Origin of the sequence: Rhizobium sp. RU36D (genome assembly GCF_900176345.1) — a bacterium.
Lineage (GTDB): Bacteria > Pseudomonadota > Alphaproteobacteria > Rhizobiales > Rhizobiaceae > Allorhizobium.
Genome location: NZ_FWXU01000001.1, coordinates 191706 through 208215 on the forward strand (window position 1 = coordinate 191706; position 16510 = coordinate 208215).

20 protein-coding genes are annotated in these 16510 nt (G+C 61.9%); 12 read left to right on the forward strand and 8 right to left on the reverse strand.

The window, feature by feature from the left end; all coding sequences use genetic code 11:
* Positions 1-2 precede the first annotated feature (2 nt).
* The 4 genes from B9A97_RS00980 to B9A97_RS00995 form a co-directional block, all read right to left on the reverse strand.
* Positions 3-1055: a flagellar motor protein MotA gene (locus tag B9A97_RS00980; RefSeq protein ID WP_143530284.1), complete on the reverse strand. Its 1053-nt coding sequence runs from the start codon at positions 1053-1055 to the stop codon at positions 3-5.
* A gap of 104 nt (positions 1056-1159) precedes the next feature.
* The gene (locus B9A97_RS00985) at positions 1160-1960 is read right to left on the reverse strand and encodes an inositol monophosphatase family protein (RefSeq protein ID WP_084363108.1); all 801 of its coding nucleotides are present in this window, start codon (positions 1958-1960) and stop codon (positions 1160-1162) included.
* A 231-nt stretch (positions 1961-2191) separates the two neighbouring features.
* On the reverse strand, positions 2192-3325 hold the full coding sequence (locus B9A97_RS00990) for a tetratricopeptide repeat protein (RefSeq protein WP_084363109.1): 1134 nt from the start codon (positions 3323-3325) through the stop codon (positions 2192-2194).
* A gap of 8 nt (positions 3326-3333) precedes the next feature.
* Positions 3334-3987, reverse strand: coding sequence for a thiamine phosphate synthase (locus B9A97_RS00995; RefSeq protein ID WP_084363110.1), 654 nt, complete (start codon positions 3985-3987; stop codon positions 3334-3336).
* A 108-nt stretch (positions 3988-4095) separates the two neighbouring features.
* Between B9A97_RS00995 and B9A97_RS01000 the strand changes: the two genes are divergently transcribed.
* Together B9A97_RS01000 and B9A97_RS01005 are read left to right on the forward strand one after the other, a co-directional pair.
* Positions 4096-4866 (forward strand): sulfite exporter TauE/SafE family protein, encoded by a 771-nt coding sequence (locus B9A97_RS01000; protein WP_084363111.1) that lies wholly within the window; start codon positions 4096-4098, stop codon positions 4864-4866.
* 85 nt (positions 4867-4951) lie between these two features.
* The gene (locus B9A97_RS01005) at positions 4952-5212 is read left to right on the forward strand and encodes an ArsR/SmtB family transcription factor (RefSeq protein ID WP_084363112.1); all 261 of its coding nucleotides are present in this window, start codon (positions 4952-4954) and stop codon (positions 5210-5212) included.
* Between the two features lie 165 nt (positions 5213-5377).
* Here B9A97_RS01005 and B9A97_RS01010 read toward each other — a convergent pair whose 3' ends face one another.
* On the reverse strand, positions 5378-5554 hold the full coding sequence (locus B9A97_RS01010) for a YdcH family protein (RefSeq protein ID WP_084363113.1): 177 nt from the start codon (positions 5552-5554) through the stop codon (positions 5378-5380).
* A gap of 231 nt (positions 5555-5785) precedes the next feature.
* Between B9A97_RS01010 and B9A97_RS01015 the strand changes: the two genes are divergently transcribed.
* The 7 genes from B9A97_RS01015 (at position 5786) to B9A97_RS01055 (ending at position 10728) form a co-directional block, all read left to right on the forward strand.
* On the forward strand, positions 5786-5989 hold the full coding sequence (locus B9A97_RS01015) for a YdcH family protein (RefSeq protein WP_084363114.1): 204 nt from the start codon (positions 5786-5788) through the stop codon (positions 5987-5989).
* Positions 5990-6007: 18 nt separating this feature from the next.
* Complete coding sequence (gene purE / locus B9A97_RS01020) at positions 6008-6508, forward strand: 5-(carboxyamino)imidazole ribonucleotide mutase (protein WP_084363115.1); 501 nt, start codon at positions 6008-6010, stop codon at positions 6506-6508.
* Positions 6505-7569 carry a 5-(carboxyamino)imidazole ribonucleotide synthase gene (locus B9A97_RS01025; protein WP_084363116.1) on the forward strand — a complete coding sequence of 355 codons (1065 nt, stop codon included), beginning with the start codon at positions 6505-6507 and terminating at the stop codon, positions 7567-7569. Before purE ends, B9A97_RS01025 begins: the two co-directional genes overlap by 4 nt.
* A gap of 174 nt (positions 7570-7743) precedes the next feature.
* Positions 7744-7869, forward strand: coding sequence for a type B 50S ribosomal protein L36 (ykgO, locus tag B9A97_RS01030; RefSeq protein ID WP_062279996.1), 126 nt, complete (start codon positions 7744-7746; stop codon positions 7867-7869).
* Between the two features lie 177 nt (positions 7870-8046).
* Positions 8047-8613, forward strand: coding sequence for a hypothetical protein (locus tag B9A97_RS01035; protein ID WP_244564075.1), 567 nt, complete (start codon positions 8047-8049; stop codon positions 8611-8613).
* Positions 8614-8670: 57 nt separating this feature from the next.
* Positions 8671-9675, forward strand: coding sequence for an alpha/beta fold hydrolase (locus B9A97_RS01040; RefSeq protein WP_084363118.1), 1005 nt, complete (start codon positions 8671-8673; stop codon positions 9673-9675).
* A 354-nt stretch (positions 9676-10029) separates the two neighbouring features.
* Positions 10030-10728 carry a hypothetical protein gene (locus B9A97_RS01055; protein WP_084363119.1) on the forward strand — a complete coding sequence of 233 codons (699 nt, stop codon included), beginning with the start codon at positions 10030-10032 and terminating at the stop codon, positions 10726-10728.
* 70 nt (positions 10729-10798) lie between these two features.
* On the opposite strand, the gene pyk is transcribed toward B9A97_RS01055, so the two are convergent.
* Complete coding sequence (pyk, locus tag B9A97_RS01060; protein ID WP_084363120.1) at positions 10799-12238, reverse strand: pyruvate kinase; 1440 nt, start codon at positions 12236-12238, stop codon at positions 10799-10801.
* Positions 12238-12657, reverse strand: coding sequence for a DUF1036 domain-containing protein (locus tag B9A97_RS01065; protein ID WP_084363471.1), 420 nt, complete (start codon positions 12655-12657; stop codon positions 12238-12240). Before B9A97_RS01065 ends, pyk begins: the two co-directional genes overlap by 1 nt.
* Before the next feature lie 261 nt (positions 12658-12918).
* Here B9A97_RS01065 and B9A97_RS01070 point away from each other — a divergent pair, with 261 nt between their 5' ends.
* The 3 genes from B9A97_RS01070 to B9A97_RS01080 all read left to right on the forward strand — a co-directional run bounded on the left by B9A97_RS01070 (position 12919) and on the right by B9A97_RS01080 (position 14391).
* Positions 12919-13713: an N-formylglutamate amidohydrolase gene (locus B9A97_RS01070; RefSeq protein WP_084363121.1), complete on the forward strand. Its 795-nt coding sequence runs from the start codon at positions 12919-12921 to the stop codon at positions 13711-13713.
* A 16-nt stretch (positions 13714-13729) separates the two neighbouring features.
* On the forward strand, positions 13730-14035 hold the full coding sequence (locus B9A97_RS01075) for a DUF1244 domain-containing protein (protein WP_084363122.1): 306 nt from the start codon (positions 13730-13732) through the stop codon (positions 14033-14035).
* Positions 14036-14124: 89 nt separating this feature from the next.
* The gene (locus B9A97_RS01080; protein WP_084363123.1) at positions 14125-14391 is read left to right on the forward strand and encodes a DUF2312 domain-containing protein; all 267 of its coding nucleotides are present in this window, start codon (positions 14125-14127) and stop codon (positions 14389-14391) included.
* A gap of 76 nt (positions 14392-14467) precedes the next feature.
* On the opposite strand, the gene B9A97_RS01085 is transcribed toward B9A97_RS01080, so the two are convergent.
* A complete protein-coding gene (locus B9A97_RS01085) occupies positions 14468-16357 on the reverse strand; it encodes a peptidoglycan L,D-endopeptidase MepK (protein WP_244564076.1) in 1890 nt (629 codons plus the stop codon).
* Between the last annotated feature and the right edge of the window lie 153 nt (positions 16358-16510).

The following is a 16510-nucleotide window of genomic DNA, read 5'->3' on the forward strand; positions in this document are numbered from 1 at the left end:
CGTTACTTGCTCCCGCCAATCTTCTCGTTAAGTCGGTCCAGCGTCTTGCGCATGGCACGCGCATCCTCCTGCTGGGCCTCGATCCAGTCGCGCAGCATCTGTTGCTCGTTGCGCATGTTCTTCACCAGACCCTGGATGCCCTCGGCCAATCCTGCCATGGCATTGACCGACCGGTCATTGCCGCCGGCCGGTTGCTGCTCGGCAATCTTGCCGAGCTTTTCAATCAGCTCGCGGATTTCCTCCGAGGACACACCGCCCGACGCATCCGAAGCGACAACAGCGCCGGAAATGCCGTCGGAGCCCAGGTCGGTCACGGACGAGAGCCAGTTTTCAAGCTCGGTATAAAACCTGTTCTGTGCGCGGCCCGCTTGCAGATCGAGGAAACCGAGAATGAGCGAGCCGGAAAGACCGAGCAGCGAAGACGAAAACGCCGTGCCCATGCCTTGCAACGGGCCGGACAGGCCATTCTTCAGCGCCTGCAGCACGTCGCCGCTGTCGCCCGAGGCCGGGTCGAGAGACTGGATCACGGAACTGATCGAGGCGATCGTTCCGAGCAGACCCCAGAAGGTGCCGAGCAGGCCGAGAAAGACCAGAAGCCCGATCAGGTAGCGCGAGGTATCCCGCGACTCGTCAAGACGCGTGGCGATCGAATCGAGGATAGACCGAAGCGTCGTCGTGGAGATGGTAACGGAGGAACTGCGATTGCCGATCAGTGCGCGCATCGGCGCCAGCAGCTTGGGATCACGCCCGACCTTGTCGGCACTGCCGGCAGCCCGGAAAGAATTGAACCAGCGCACCTCAGGCCGCAGCGCCAGCACGTGGTTGAACACCAGGATGATGCCGACGGCCAGGACGCCGAGAATCAGACCATTGAGCCCGGGATTGGTGACGAAGGCCGCATGGGCCTGCCGGTAGAGGATTGCCGTGATGAACCCGACGATCACCAGGAACAGCAGCATGGTGGAGAAATATGGCATCGGGCTCGAAAGCTTGCGGCCATTTTCGCCGCTGCCGATTTCGGCGCCCTCCAAATCCTCCAGCTTCACTTTCGCCATGTTGCCCTCAGCCTCCGGGAATGTTGCCGCCGGAGGCTAGTAGAAAATTGAGACGAATTGAAGGGAAAAGCCGTGTTGCCCCAAAACCTTCCGGGGAAAGCTTATCAGGCTTTCGGAACCGGCCGGTTGACGACTTCAACCAGCGCCTTCTGGATATACTCGTTGCCCGCAACCACCGAGCGGCTTTCGAAAATGTCCTGACCGCCCTTCATGTCGCTGGAAAAGCCACCCGCTTCGCGAATCAGCAACAGGCCGGCAGCCACGTCCCAGGGCGCAAGATCGGTTTCCCAGAAGCCATCCATTCGACCGGCAGCCACATAGGCGAGATCGAGCGAGGCGGCGCCCAGACGGCGCAGGCCCGCCGTTTCGCCCATCACATGGCGCAGTTCCACCAGGAACTTGCCGTGATGACCGCGACCGAGATGCGGAACCCCGCAGCCGATCACGCAATCGGACAGGACCTTTCGAGCCGCGACCCGCAGGCGGCGGTCGTTGAGGAAGGCTCCGCCGCCGCGCTCGGCCGTGTAGAGTTCATCCGTTGCCGGGTTGAACACGACACCGGCGACGATCTCGCCATTGCGCTCCAGCGCGATCGAAACGGCAAACTGCGGAATGCCGTGCAGGAAGTTCGTGGTGCCATCAAGCGGATCGACGATCCAGCGATGTGCGCCATCGGTCCCGGTGATCTCCTCGCTTTCCTCGCCGAGGAAACCATAGGTGGGGCGCGCCTTCAGCAACTCGTCCTTGACGATCTTTTCAGCCTTTAGGTCCGCCTGGGAGACGAAATCGCTCGGCCCCTTCACCGAGACCTGCAGGTTCTGCACTTCGCCGAAATCACGTGACAGCGACTTGCCCGCCTTGAGCGCGGCCTGGACCATGACATTGAGAAGAGCTGAACGAGCCATGTGGTGTTTCCTGATGGGCGTATGGCGCCCGAATTTTTAGCGAAAGTGGCCGGGACGCAGGATTTTAAGGTCGCGGCATGGGGTTGGCGGGTTCAAGACCACAAAAACGGCCGCAATTCAAGGGCTGCAGGCATAATCGGCCATAGGCGCGGACGGCCAAGCGTCAATCATGGTGAACGAGCATGCGCCGGCAAAGTCGCTTATGCCGGGTCGACGGATCAAGCCAGGGCCTCAGCTGCGGCGAAACTTGTTGGCCGCGTCGATCGCCTGTTTCTGCTGCTCGTCATTTATGCCCAGATAGAAGTCCTCAAGTGCGGGATCCTTGAGGCCGGCGCGGCGCGACAGCACATACCACTTGGCCGCCTGGATCGGATCCGGCTTGGTGCCCAAGGCATTGACATAGAGATGGGCCAACCGGTTCTGCGCGACCACATTGCCTCTGTTGGCGGCGACATTCAGCCAGTTGAACCCGCCGTCATAGTCCTTCTCGCCGGCGATGCCATTGACCAGCCAGATCCCCATGTCGAGCTGCGCCGTGTCGAAGCCCGCTTTGGCGGCACGCTCCAGCCAGTAGCGGGCCTTTGCCTTCTTTTCCGGTTCGATGTCGTTCAGGGTCTTGTAGATCTGCGCAACGGCATATTGCGAGTCGGCAATGCCCTGTTCGGCGGACTTCTCGTAATAAGGCAGCGCCAGCTTGAGGCCCTTTTCGCTGGGATTGTCGGCAACCAGCGTCTGCGCCCAATTGAACTGCGCCGACCCATCGCCCGCATCGGCGGCCTTCTTCATGAACTCGTCGGCCTTGGCCTTGTCACGCGTCACGTCCTTGCCGTCCATCAGCAGCAGGGCGTATTTGAACATGGCAGGCGGATCGCCGCCCTCGGCTGCCTTTCCATACCAGAAGGCCGCCGCCTTCGCGTCGCGCTTGACGCCGAGCCCGCGGGAGATCAGCTCCGCCACCAGGGTCTGGGCCGCAGCGTCTCCCAGTTGCGCGCGCGGCAAGGCCTTGGAGAGTGCAGTGACATAGAGGCCCTGCTGGTAGGCGCCGTAAACTTCATCCACCTTGCCGGTGAAGGCCTTTTCCGGCGGAAGCGGCGGGAGCGGCATGCCCATGCGCTGAAGCAGCGTAATACCCTGAGACGGATTGGCCCCTTTGTCTTCTTCGCCGGGGATTTCCACGATGCCGGGGGTCGGCACCCGATCCCCACTTGCCGCCCGCCCCGTCCGCTGCAGCGTCAGAGCCTCGGCCTCTGTCGGTGCGGCCGGCGGCGCCTTTGGCTGCTCCATGTCCTGCGCCCATGCGATGGATCCCTCCGCGGAAAGCAGAAGGACAGCGGCGATCAGAAAACGGAGGCGAGTGAGCGTCATAATTGGCTTCAATCGTCAAACCGTGGCGCTTTTTCGTCAAGCAGCGCATTTATCTCGGCAACGATGGCAGGTGCTCGCTCCGGCTCGGCAAACACCGCCTTGGACATGGCCACGAATTCGGCTCCGCTTTCCGCTACAACGAGTGCGCCGGCAGGATCCGTGCCGCCCATCACGATGCAGGGAATCGCGACCATGGAGGCCCACCATTCTCCGAGCGCAACGTTCTTTGAATGCGGCTCCGGCTTGATGTCGCCATCAAGCTTGCCGAAGAAGATGTAGTCGGGATTGACCTCCCCCATCTCCAGCGCCGTATGCCGTTCCATGGCATTGCCGCCGCCCACGATCATCTTCGGCACATGCGCCTCGACGGCCTCGGCCAGCGCATCCACCTTGCCGGTGATATGCAGGCCATCGGCCTTGACGCGGCCGGCAACGCGGCTGTTATCCACGACAAGAGCCGCCGCCCCTGACGCCTGGATGACCGGCACCAGGGATTCGGCCAGCTTCTGGAAGGCGGTATCGTCAAGACCATATTGCGGGATGATCACAGAGGCGACGTCGCCACCCCGCAGGGCATCGCCCAAGATCTTCGCGGCATCTTCGTCAGGCGCGAAATCCGGGACGATAAGGACCAGGCGGCAACGATCTTCGGGAGCGGTCATGTCAGCGTTTCCATTCGGCGCGAGGCAGGCCCGCTTGCCAAAGGCCCGGGCGTTTTCTATGCATTGCAATCCGATAGACCGGTCCGACAAAAGGATCAACCACTCCCGATGATCCCCGATATTGAGTTTTTCTATGCTGCCATACCGGCAGTCATACTCGTCGGCCTGTCCAAGGGTGGCCTCGGAGGCGCATTTTCGCTGCTCGGCGTGCCGCTTCTCGCCATGGTGGTCCCGCCTGTCCAGGCGGCGGCGATCTTTCTGCCGATCCTCCTTGTCATGGACTGCGTGGCTCTATGGGCCTGGCGGCACTATGGCGACCGGCGAACCCTGATCATTCTTCTGCCCGGCGCCGTGATTGGCACCGCAATCGGATGGGCAACCTCGGCTTACGTTTCCGCCGACGATATGCGCATCGTGCTGGGCCTGGTCACGGGCGCTTTTGTGCTGCGCTACGTGGTGGAAACCTACGGCCCGAAGCGCCATGTGGAGGTACCACCAGCACCGCACAGGCCCTTTTTCGGGAGCATAATGGGCCTTTTCGCCGGCTATGGCAGCTTCGTTGCCCATGCCGGCGGCCCACCATTCCAGATCTATGCCCTGCCGCTCAAGCTCGACCCCCGTGTCTACACCGGCTCCAGCACGCGCTTCTTTGCCATCCTCAACGCCATCAAGGTGGTGCCGTATTTCGCGCTGGGCGAACTGGACGCACGAAACGTCACCCTTGCCGGATTCCTGCTGCCGGTCGCGCTGGTATCGACCATGGCCGGCGCCTATGTGGTGAAGCGCATGAAGCCCTCGGTCTTCTATCCGCTGATGTATGCCATGGCATTTATCGCCGCGGCGAAACTGTTGTGGGACGGCTTCGGCTTTAGTGGCTAAACCGACTGTATTGCAGGCGAAATAGCTACGCTGCGACGCACAAATTTACTTGCTGCCTCACAGCATTTGACGTAACTTCAAGCCCATGTCGCACATGGACCCCTTCGCAGCTATCGCAGACCCGAACCGGCGTCACCTGCTGGAGGAATTGCGGCGTGCCCCGAGGACGGTCAACGACCTTGCCAAGGGCCTCCCGATCAGCCGCCCGGCGGTGTCCCAGCACCTCAAGGCGCTGCTGGACAGCAACCTCGTCAGCGTGACGGCCGAAGGCACCAAGCGCATCTATGCAGTCAACACCCAGGGCTTTGACCGCATGAACCTCTGGCTGGACCAGTTCTGGTCCTGAGAGGACCATCAATCCCCTACCCCATACCCCAAATAAAAACCCCGAAAACCGCTTTGGTTTCCGGGGTACAAACTGGCGTTACAGTCTGGGGTCGAGGATCTTCTCTCACCCTGCCACTGGCGGTCAAAGCTGCGGCAAGGCCGCGAGCAATCCGCCGACGAAAGACTAGTGGCGGGTCGAAGACCTCAGGCGCTCCATCTCATCTTTGATACGCAACTTGAGACGCTTGATTTCACTGATTTCACGGTCGTCTACCGAGGGGGACGCGAGAGCCGAATGGAGCTTCTCCTCAAGAGCGCCATGCTTCTTTTCGAGCGATGCAAGATGAGCCTGTATGGTCATTTGTCACTTTCCTTCCTCTTGCCTACCTCCAGCAATCCACCGCTGGAGTTTCAGGCATTGCGAAAGTAATGTGACACGAGATTTGTGGTTTGTCGAAGGCGAAAAGGGGGAATTCTCGGCCCAATTTCGCCAAGAAGGATAACTTCCCGTTACCGGTATTTGATGATAGGAGCTTGCGCGAATCTTCCACGCGACCGACAACGGACGTGGCAGCGAAAATGGGGATGAAACATGCCGGATCAGGATCAAGCGGATGCAAGACTCACTCTGGCGCGCCTGCGCCAGGAGCATGAGGACTATGACGCTGCGATAAATGCCATGGTCCAGACCGGATGCGACGCGCTGCGCATCCAGCGCATGAAAAAGAAGAAGCTCGCCATCAAGGACAAGCTGAGCAAGCTTGAGGACCAGATCATTCCCGACATCATCGCGTAACGGCAGGAAGGCACAGGAATGAACGACACGCGTCCGCCCGTCGCCATCATCATGGGAAGCCAGTCAGACTGGGAAACCATGAAAAACGCCGCCGACACACTCGACATCCTCGGCATCGACTACGAGGCACGAATCGTTTCGGCACACCGGACGCCGGACCGCATGGTTGCCTTCGCCAAGTCCGCTCGCGACGAAGGCTTCAAGGTCATCATCGCCGGCGCAGGCGGAGCGGCCCATCTGCCCGGCATGACAGCAGCCTTCACCTCGCTTCCCGTTTTCGGCGTCCCGGTGCAATCCAAGACCATGTCCGGCCAGGACAGCCTGCTGTCGATCGTGCAGATGCCCGCCGGCATTCCCGTCGGCACGCTGGCCATCGGCCGCGCCGGCGCCGTCAACGCCGCGCTTCTCGCCGCCTCCGTGCTTTCGATCAGCGACGATGATCTGGCCGAACGGCTGGACGAGTATCGCGAGCGCCAGACCGCAAGCGTTGCAGAGTACCCCCTGGACGAAACTCCATGAGCACCAAAACCATCGGCATCATCGGCGGCGGCCAGCTGGGGCGCATGCTCGCCATGGCCGCGGCCAGGCTGAGCTACAAGACCCTGATCCTGGAGCCGCAGGCCGACTGCCCGGCCGCCCAGGTCGCCAATGGCCAGATCGTCGCGGCCTATGACGATCCAACAGCCCTGGCGGAGCTCGCTGCCCGCTCAGACGTCGTGACATACGAATTCGAAAATGTCCCGGTGCACGCGGCGGAAACCATCGCCCGCTCCGTGCCGGTCTATCCGCCGCCGAAAGCGCTGGAGGCGGCCCAGGATCGCCTGGTGGAAAAGCGCTTCCTCAATGACTGCGGCATCAAGACCGCCGATTTTCGTGCCGTCGACAGCCAGAAGGACCTGGAACTGGCGCTTGGCGAATTCGGCGGCAAAGGCGTCTTGAAGACCCGGCGCCTCGGCTATGATGGCAAGGGCCAGCGCGTCTATCGCGGCAGCCAAGACAACACGGACGGCGGTTTCGCCGCCCTTGGCTCGGTGCCGCTGATTCTCGAGAGCTTCGTCTCCTTCGCACGCGAAATCTCCGTGATCGCCGCCCGCGGCATCGACGGGACGATCGCCTGCTACGATCCGGCCGAGAACGTCCACCGGGACGGCATCCTTCATACCTCTACCCTCCCGGCCGCGATCTCGGCCGAGACAGCGACAGCAGCCATCGAGGCTGCGAGCAAGCTGCTGGATGGACTCGGCTATGTCGGTGTTGTCGGCATGGAGTTCTTTGTTCTTCCCGATGGCAGCCTGGTGGCCAACGAGATTGCCCCCCGGGTTCACAATTCAGGTCACTGGACCGAAGCGGCCTGCGTGATCTCGCAATTCGAGCAGCATATCCGCGCCGTAGCGGGACTTCCCCTAGGCGATCCGATTCGCCATTCGGACTGCGTGATGACCAACCTGATCGGCGATGACATCCTGCAACTCGACACATGGCTGGCGCGTCCGCAGACCCTGGTCCATCTCTATGGCAAGGCCGAAGCGCGCCCCGGCCGCAAGATGGGCCATGTGACCGAGCTTGTGCAATCGAACTGAAAATGCGGTAAAATCCACTCTGCCTGGGCGAAAACAGGCAGAGGTGGTTGACATACGGGGCTAGGACGGGCTATTGGCCTGCAACCCTGAAAGAGCGCGCCACGCGGCGCGCTTTTGATTGTTAAGAACATTCCCGGGCGACGAACACTCGCCGGCAAACTGCGGATCAGAACAATGAAGATCAAGAACTCGCTGAAAGCGCTCAAGGCCCGCCATCGCGACAACCGTTTGGTTCGCCGCAAGGGTCGCGTCTACATCATCAACAAGGCAAACCCGCGCTTCAAGGCCCGCCAGGGCTGATCTTGAGGGCCTGACATCAGGCCCTTGAAGCGCATGCACGATAAGGCAAGCCTCAGGGCGTTTCTCGTGCGGATGATGCCAGAAAATTGAATTTGAATTGGAGCGCGTGCGAGCTACATTAGCTGCATGCGCTTTATTTGTTTTCGCCGATTCGCCGCTGGTGCCGTGGGCGCCACCATGATCCTGCCAACGGTGGCTCTTGCCGCCGAGCCAGCCGTCGAGGTTCGCCAATCGACCGATCCGATCCATGCGGCGGTAGCGACCGACAACAGCATCGACAAGCTGCTCTCCGATCTCAAGCGTGAGCGCAAGCCTGAGGGCGCCAACACCATCGCAAACCGGGTGATGGCCCGTTGGAGCGATTCCGGTAGCGCCACAGTCAATCTGCTGCTGAAATGGGCCGAAGACGCGGCCAAGGAAAAGAAGAACGCCGCGGCACTCGATTTTCTCGATCAGGCGATCGTACTAGCCCCTGATTCCGTGGCTGCCTGGAACCGTCGCGCCACCCTGCACTACACGATGGGCCAGTATCGCAAATCGATGGCTGACATTAACCACGTGCTGAAGCTGGAGCCGCGGCATTTCGGTGCCCTAGCGGGCATGGCGGCGATCCTGAGCGAATCGGGACGCGACGCCATGGCGCTTGCCGCCTGGGAGCGCTATCTCGATATCTATCCGGCAGACCGGCAGGCCCAGGACGTGGTGTCGAAGCTGTCGGAAAAGCTCGCAGGCAGCCGGACCTGAGCCTTGGCCGTCAGGTCGTCACGGAGTCGTCCAATCCTCCCCCTATGGTCTCGCCTGATGCTGATTAGTTTGTTCGTGGTTCTGGTTCTTGGCACGGGACTGGCACTGTTCTCTGCGTGGAAAAGCCGCGAGATCGAGGCCACCTATCCCAATCTCGGCAAGCGTTATGACATCGGTGGAATACAGATGAATGCGCTTCACCTGCCGGCCGGCCCACAGGCCGATCTGCCGCCTGTTGTCTTCATCCATGGCGCCAGCGGTAACCTCAGGGATCAGGTCTTCGCCTTCCGGCAGGCGCTGGAGGGGCGCGGCGAGTTGCTGTTCGTCGACCGCCCGGGACACGGCTATTCCGATCGCGGCGGCCCGGAAAACGACCGTCCCGATGGCCAGGCGCATGCGATTGCCCGGTTGATGGACAAGCTCGGGATCAAGAGTGCGATCATTGTGGGGCATTCCTTCGGCGGAGCCATCGCCTCCAGCTTTGCCGTGCTGCATCCGGAAAAGACGGCCGGACTGGTTCTTTTGGCGGCTGCGACGCATCCATGGCCCGGAGGCGTGGACTGGTACTATCATGTGGCAAAGCTGCCTGTCGTCGGTCCGCTCTTCTGCCGCATCGTGGTGATGCCGGTTGGCCTCGGCGCGATCCCTGTTGCTACGAAGAAGGTGTTTTCGCCCAATTCCCCGCCCCTCACCTATGTCAGGGATACCGGCCCCGAACTGGTGCTTCGGCCGGCCGCCTTCCGCGCCAATGCTACGGACGTTGCCGGACTGAATGACTATGTTGCCACCATGTCCGCCCGCTACCGGGAGATTACGACACCTACGGTCATCGTCAGCGGCGATACCGATGCCATCGTCGCCGAGGAGATCCATTCAAAGGGGCTTGCCCGCGATATCCCCGGCTCGGAATTGCTGTGGGTCCACGGGTTGGGTCACAAGCCGGACTATATCGCCAATGATCTCGTCGTGGCCGCGCTGGAGAAGATATCCGGACAGCCCAGGGACCTGCAGGCCATGGCCCGCGACCTGGAGCGGCAGCTAGAGCCTTTCAGGGCTAAATAGAAGCGTTCTGCTGGCTCAAACGGAGTCGGATGGTCGACCGACCGGCGCGCGTCGTAGCCGGGCTCTACGGCCAAGCCGGTCGGTCGACCAGGCGGCCCGTTTCAGCCAGCCCGAAGGGCCGGGCATCTTTCCGCCAGGATCAGAGGCGATCGGCTAGGACGTACCCAGGGTATGCCCGTCGCCAATCGCCTCTGCCCTGACGAAAACCTGCTCCGGCAGAACGCTTCTAATTAACCCTGAAAGGCTCTAGCAACGCAGATGAAGACCGCCCGTTGAGAGCCGCGCTCGCAGGCAGGCCCGGGCAAGCTTCCCATGGCAGGGTGGCAGTAAGCGCCAACTGCCGGGAAGCTCGCCATGCAGGTCAACCTGTCCTCGTCATCCATGTTTGCCCTGAGCCGCCTTTTGGGGGAACGCCTTCAGTCGGCCACGCAAAGCCAGGATCCGAGTGCTGCGGACGCGACGAGCAGCCTGAAACAGGCATTCCTTGCCATGAACGAGGTGCTGGAAGAAGGCGCGGAAGAGCAGAAGGCGCGCGCACGCCAGAAGCTTGAGGATGCGAAGGCCCAGTTGGAGTTCCTGCGTCGCTGGCATTTTGACCCGGCCGTCGTCACCCAACAGGCAGCGGCGCTCGGGCAGACGGTCAATGCGGCTGCCAGGGAATTCATGGACGCTCTGGGTATCGACGCCACCGGTGACGCGACCACGGTAGCGACAGCCGACAACAGCGATACGCAAACGCAGCAGGACACCGACGAGCCGGAGGCTGGATCGAACATCGCCGCGCGTGCCTATCAGGAGACCATGGACGATGATCAGGGAAAGATCAGCAGCCAGGATCAGAAGACGCTTGAGGAATTCAAGGCGATTGCCCAGGAATTGAAGCGCCTGCTGGAGGAAGCCAAGCGCAAGCTGAGCGAGCAGTCATCGGCTGACAAGGGATCCGTAGCGGAGAGCCAGACTGCTATAGACGGCCTTGGCAAGACCATCGCCAGCCTTGAGCAAACCCTCAGCGCCTCAGTGGTGGTCGCACCTCAGATCAGCCTCACGCTGTAACAGCAGCCGACCGATACTGTTTGTTGGACGAAAAGGCGCGGACCAGCCGCGCCTTTTGTCATTCTGTTGATCAGATGCCGCTCTGGCCGTCTGCGCCGATATAGGCGATGCGCAGCATGTTGGTGGCGCCAGGTGTTCCCAAGGGAACGCCGGCCGAAATGATGATCCGGTCGCCGGGCTTGCCGAACTCTTCGGTCACGACGATGCGGCAGGCGCGATTGACCATGTCGTCCAGGTCAGTCGGCTCCTCGGATACGACGCAATGCAGCCCCCAGACCACCGAGAGACGACGCGCCGTCTGGATGACCGGAGACAGGGCGATAACAGGCACTTCAGGACGCTCGCGGGAGGCGCGCAGGCCGGTATTGCCCGACGACGTGTAGCAGACGATGGCCTGCAATCGCAGGGTCTCGGCAATCTGGCGGGCGGCGAGCGAAATGGCATCGGCGCCCGTTGCTTCCGGCTGGGCCCGCTGCGCATAGATGATGCCGGGGTAATGCGGCTCACGCTCCACGGTCGATGCAATCGACGCCATGGTGGCGACGGCCTCCACTGGATACTGGCCCGAGGCCGATTCGGCCGACAGCATGATCGCATCGGCGCCTTCGAACACCGCGGTCGCGACGTCGGAAACTTCCGCACGGGTCGGCACCGGCGCCGAAATCATCGATTCCAGCATCTGGGTGGCGACGACCACGGGCTTGCCCTCGCGGCGACAGGCGCGGATCAACTGCTTCTGGATACCGGGAACGCGCTCCAGCGGCATTTCGACGCCGAGGTCACCGCGGGCCACCATCAAGGCGTCCGACAGGGCGATGATCTCGTCGATCCGTTCGATTGCCTGCGGCTTCTCGATCTTCGACATCAGGCCAACCCGGCCCTTGGCGATCTTGCGCACCTCGGCCAGGTCTTCCGGACGCTGGATGAAAGACAGCGCGACCCAGTCAACGTCATTCGTTGCCAGCACGGCATCGAGGTCGGCGCGGTCCTTGTCGGTCAGTACGCCAGTCGCGAGGATCGTATCCGGCAGGCTCACGCCTTTGCGGTCGGAAATCTTGGTACCGGAAACGACCTTGGTGACGATGCTCTTGCCATCGCATTTCACCGCTTCCAGATGCAGCTTGCCGTCATCGATCAGCAGCCGGTCGCCAGCGCGTACCGATTCCAGGATTTCCGGATGCGGCAGGAACACACGGTTCTTGTCGCCGGGCACATCCTTGTTGTCGAGCGTGAAGGTCTGGCCGGGGGTCAGTTCCACCGTGGTTTCGGCGAACTTGCCGACGCGCAGCTTCGGACCCTGCAAGTCGGCGAGGATGCCGATCGGCCGGCCGCAGGCCGCTTCCACGGACCGGATCTTGGCAATCAGTCCCCGCATCACATCATGGCTTGCATGGCTCATATTGATGCGGAACAGGTCGGCACCGGCTTCATGCAGCTTGCGGATCATCGCCTCGTCGGAGGAAGCCGGCCCCAGCGTTGCGAGTATCTTTACTTTGCGATTGCGCTTCATCAGTTCTGGCTTTCCTGCATTCCCGGCGTGTCTGAGAGCTGGACCATCCAGCTGCCCTGGCGACCCGTGTCGTATTCCTTGAATCCCATCTGCTGGTAACCGCGGGCGAAGCAGTCCTCCACGCCGACGATCTTGAATTCGTTTTCGGCCACGCACATGTTGATGTCGCCGGTCCAGCGGCCGCCGCGCGCCGCGTCCTCGGCATAGAGATAATAGTAGCGCGACTGCAACTCGCCTTCGATCAGCGTGGCGCAGGTCGTGGCAGGAACCTGCCACCACCCCTCGGTGATCCAGCCTTCCGCCGCGCGGTAGCCGATGGCCACGCCGACGAGGTTCTGGGTGCCGTTGCAGACCCTGAACTCGGCGCGGGCAGCATCCGCGCCCATGAAGGAACCTAGAAACAGGGCAGCGCCCGCGATCGCGAGACGAAAGCTGACTGAACTGAGGACGAAACTTGATGGATTGCGATTCGGCACGGTTTCCGACGGAACTCCATGGTTATTCGTTGACTGCCTTCTTGCGACGATGCCGCGGGAAAGTCAACGCAGGTCTAATCGATTATAATTCCTACGGAACTCTCAAGCCTGATCTTGACACAAACCATACCGCGGCGAAAGCTTGCGCCACCATTCTCCCCATGCAATCAAGTCCGGCACTTCCAGGCTGATACGGGCGAAGCGATGCAAGATTTTCATTCCCACGAGATCATAGCAGGACATTATGACAGGGGCCTTGTGCTTCTGGCCGATCATGCGATGAACCGTTTGCCGCCGGCCTATGGCGACCTGGGGCTTCCCCCGGATGCCTTCACGCGCCACATCGCCTATGACATTGGCATCGAAGGGCTGACGCGCTCGCTTGCCCGGATGCTGGGCGTCCCGGCCGTGCTGAGCTGCTTCTCACGTCTGCTCATCGATCCCAACCGGGGAGAGGACGACCCGACGCTGATCATGCGGATTTCCGACGGCGCGATCATTCCGGGCAATCACCCGATCACGGCGGAAGAATGGAACCATCGGCTGAACACCTATCATCGTCCCTATCATCGCGCGGTGGCCGAGACGATCGCAATGACAGCGCATGAAAGCGGCAAGGCCCCGCTGGTGCTGTCGCTGCATTCCTACACGCCGGCCTGGAAAGGCGTGCCGCGGCCCTGGCATGCAGCCGTTCTCTGGGACACCGACCACCGGGCGGTGACACCGCTGCTGCAGGGCTTGCGCGCTTCCGGCGATCTGGTGATTGGCGACAACGAACCCTATGACGGCGCCTTGCGAGGCGATACCATGTATCGTCACTGCATGACCGCCGGCATTCCACACGCCTTGCTGGAAGTTCGCCAGGACCTGATCGGCGATCCCGACGGTATCGCCGAATGGGCGGAGCGGCTGGCGCCGATCTTCACGAAGATGAACGCCGATCCCGCCCTGCACGAATACGAGATCTTTGCCTCGCGCACCGGGCCTTACCAGCCCTGACGAAAGGAACGTGACCATGACTGAACTTACCAAGGAACAGCAGACCGAATTCGAGGCGGCCGCCTTCAGAAGGCTTGTCGCGCATCTGCGGGAGCGCAGCGATGTCCAGAACATCGACCTGATGAACCTGGCCGGCTTCTGCCGAAACTGCCTATCGAACTGGTACCGGGATGCGGCGAATGAGGCCGGCGTGGAGGTCAGCAAGGACGCCTCCCGCGAGCATGTCTATGGCATGCCCTACGAAGACTGGAAGAAGCTGCACCAGGCCGAAGCCTCCGATGCTCAAAAAGCCGCATTCGAAATCAACAAACCGGCGCACTGACAAGAACGAGGGACTTGACGCGACCAGCGCTTCACGGCAGGTCACAGCCCCAAGATCGAATTGAACGAAAAACTGACAGGAGCCACTGCATGTCTGATGCCCACGGCGTCGCCCGCGACCAACTTCGCGCCTTTGTCGAACGGATCGAACGGCTGGAAGAAGAAAAGAAGACCATCGCCGACGACATCAAGGATGTCTATGGCGAAGCCAAGGCCATGGGATTCGACACCAAGATCCTCAAGAAGGTCGTTGCCCTGCGCAAGAAGGACGAGCAGGAGCGGATAGAAGAGGACCTGATCCTCGACACCTACCTGCACGCCCTCGGCATGATCGACAGCCCGCCGGAAGGCGCCTGAGCCGCAGCTCAACGATACGACAGAGACGAAAAAACCCGGCATCGCCGGGTTTTTTTATGGGTCAATTTCATCCGCCTCAGGGCTTGGCCGGCTGGCCGAAGCGACCGGGATCGACCTGCGGGGGCGGATTGCTCTTGAAGCCGACTGCGTAGACACCGCCGGCATCGGTCGCAAAGGACCGCGCACCCAGACGCGGAGCCTTGGCAGCCTTCGGCGCGGCGTCCGAACGCTCGCGGTTCAGCGCCCAGGTCGAGAGCATGTTGGTGGTCAGCACGGGAGCACCGATGACGGCGCGATGCGCGGTCTCGGCATCCGTCTTGCTGGGACGCTTGCCCTTTTCCGGCATACCGGTTTCGATGCCCTTGTCGGCTTCCTTCGGCGCGTCAAACGCATCGCCAAAATCGACGGGCCGCATGACAGGCTTCGGAGCCGAGAGCATGGCAACCTGCGAATGAGGCGGCGTGTTCGCCGTCACGACAGGCTTTTGCGGCGGGGTCGGCACGGCGGCAACCGTGGTGGTCGCCGGAGCAGGCGCGACGTTGCTTGCCATCGGTGCGGCCGGCTGGGGTGCAGCGGCCGGGACCGGCACGGCAGCAACCTGGGTCGCAGCAGCATCGGCAGCGCCGCTCTGCTCAAGCGCTTCGGCAGCCTCAGGCGACAAAATGGCCTGTTCTACCTCGTCAGTTTCGGCTTCCATGTCCGCATCCGCAGCCGCCAGCAGGGCCTCCGCCACGGCCGGACGCGCCACAGGCACGGGCACATGCAGTTCGCTGCCATCGCCCGTCAGGGCCGATACGGGACCAACGGAAGCCGTCAGTATTTCCTTCTCCGCATCGCCGCGCATGTTGCGCGCGCCAAGCAAGGTCGGGACCGGGGCATTGACGGCCTGGAGATCGGTAAATCCTTCCGGTGCGGCGTTCGGAGCACCCGACGCCACCTGCGTCAAGGCATCCTCGGCAGCGCTACGCGCCGGCGAATAGAGCGCGACCGCAAGGCTCGTATCCGGGGTCGCACGGACAGACGGACGGGCGAGCGGGACCGGCGCGTTCTCGGCAACCGCCACCATTTCCGCCGGCGGCGTTGTCGCGCCAAATACGGGCTGGCGCTGGATCGGAGCTGCAGCGGTCAAGATCTGCTGTTGCTGCGGCGCGGGCTGCTGCCTTGGCGGCGGTTCTGCCACCGGAGCCGACGGCGCGACTTGCGGCCGTTCGGCCGGCACGCCGATATCTTCTTCTTCGTCCTCGTCACCACCGCCAAACAGCATGGCCAGCAGGTTTTTGGGACGACTGGGCGCCGACTTGCCGTCAGCCATCATGATCGGACCACCAGAGGCCAGGCGGCGCTTATATTCCGCCATTGCCTGCTGATATCCCGGCAAGGGCTTGCCGTCGGAGGGCAGATGCACGGTCTTGCCATCGGGAAACAGGCGAACCAGTTCCTGGCGTGTCATGCGAGGCCAGGCGCGAACGCTGGCGACGTCGAGATGCACGAAGGGCGAACCGGAACGGGGATAATAGCCGACACCGCCGGCCTGCAGCTTTATCGCGATCTCGCGGATGCGCGCGAGCGGAACACCGGGGATGTAGAAGTCCATCGCCGTGCCCTGCATATGCTGGCTTTCCTTGGCGACGCCCTTGGAGCGCGACCGCAGCATGGCATTGGTCGCAGGCGAGCGATAGCCGGAGACCGCCGTGATATAACCGGATGCGCCGGCGCGGCGATAGACCTCCCAGACCAGGTCGAACAGGCGCGGATCCATCTTGGTGGGCTCGTTGCGACGCCAGTCGCGCAGAATCATGTTGAGCTGCCGCAGCCCCTGCGGGTCATATTTGCCATTACGCTTGAAGGTGATGGAGGCTTTTTCGCCGGTATGGACGAAATGGATCTTGAGCGTGCGGGTCTCGGCGGAAGCGCGGGAGGCCGAACCAAAAAGAAACGGCATGCTGGCAAGAACTAGGAGAAGCATCGCACACGCCACTCTTGCGGTACGAAGCACAGACGCTGACCATGGGCCTCGCCTTTTGCCACCAAAAGGCGCTGTCATCACATGCGGTTTATGCAAATCAATCCCCGTCCGAAAGATAACGTCCCACGCGTCACCCCAGATGCATTTCAAATG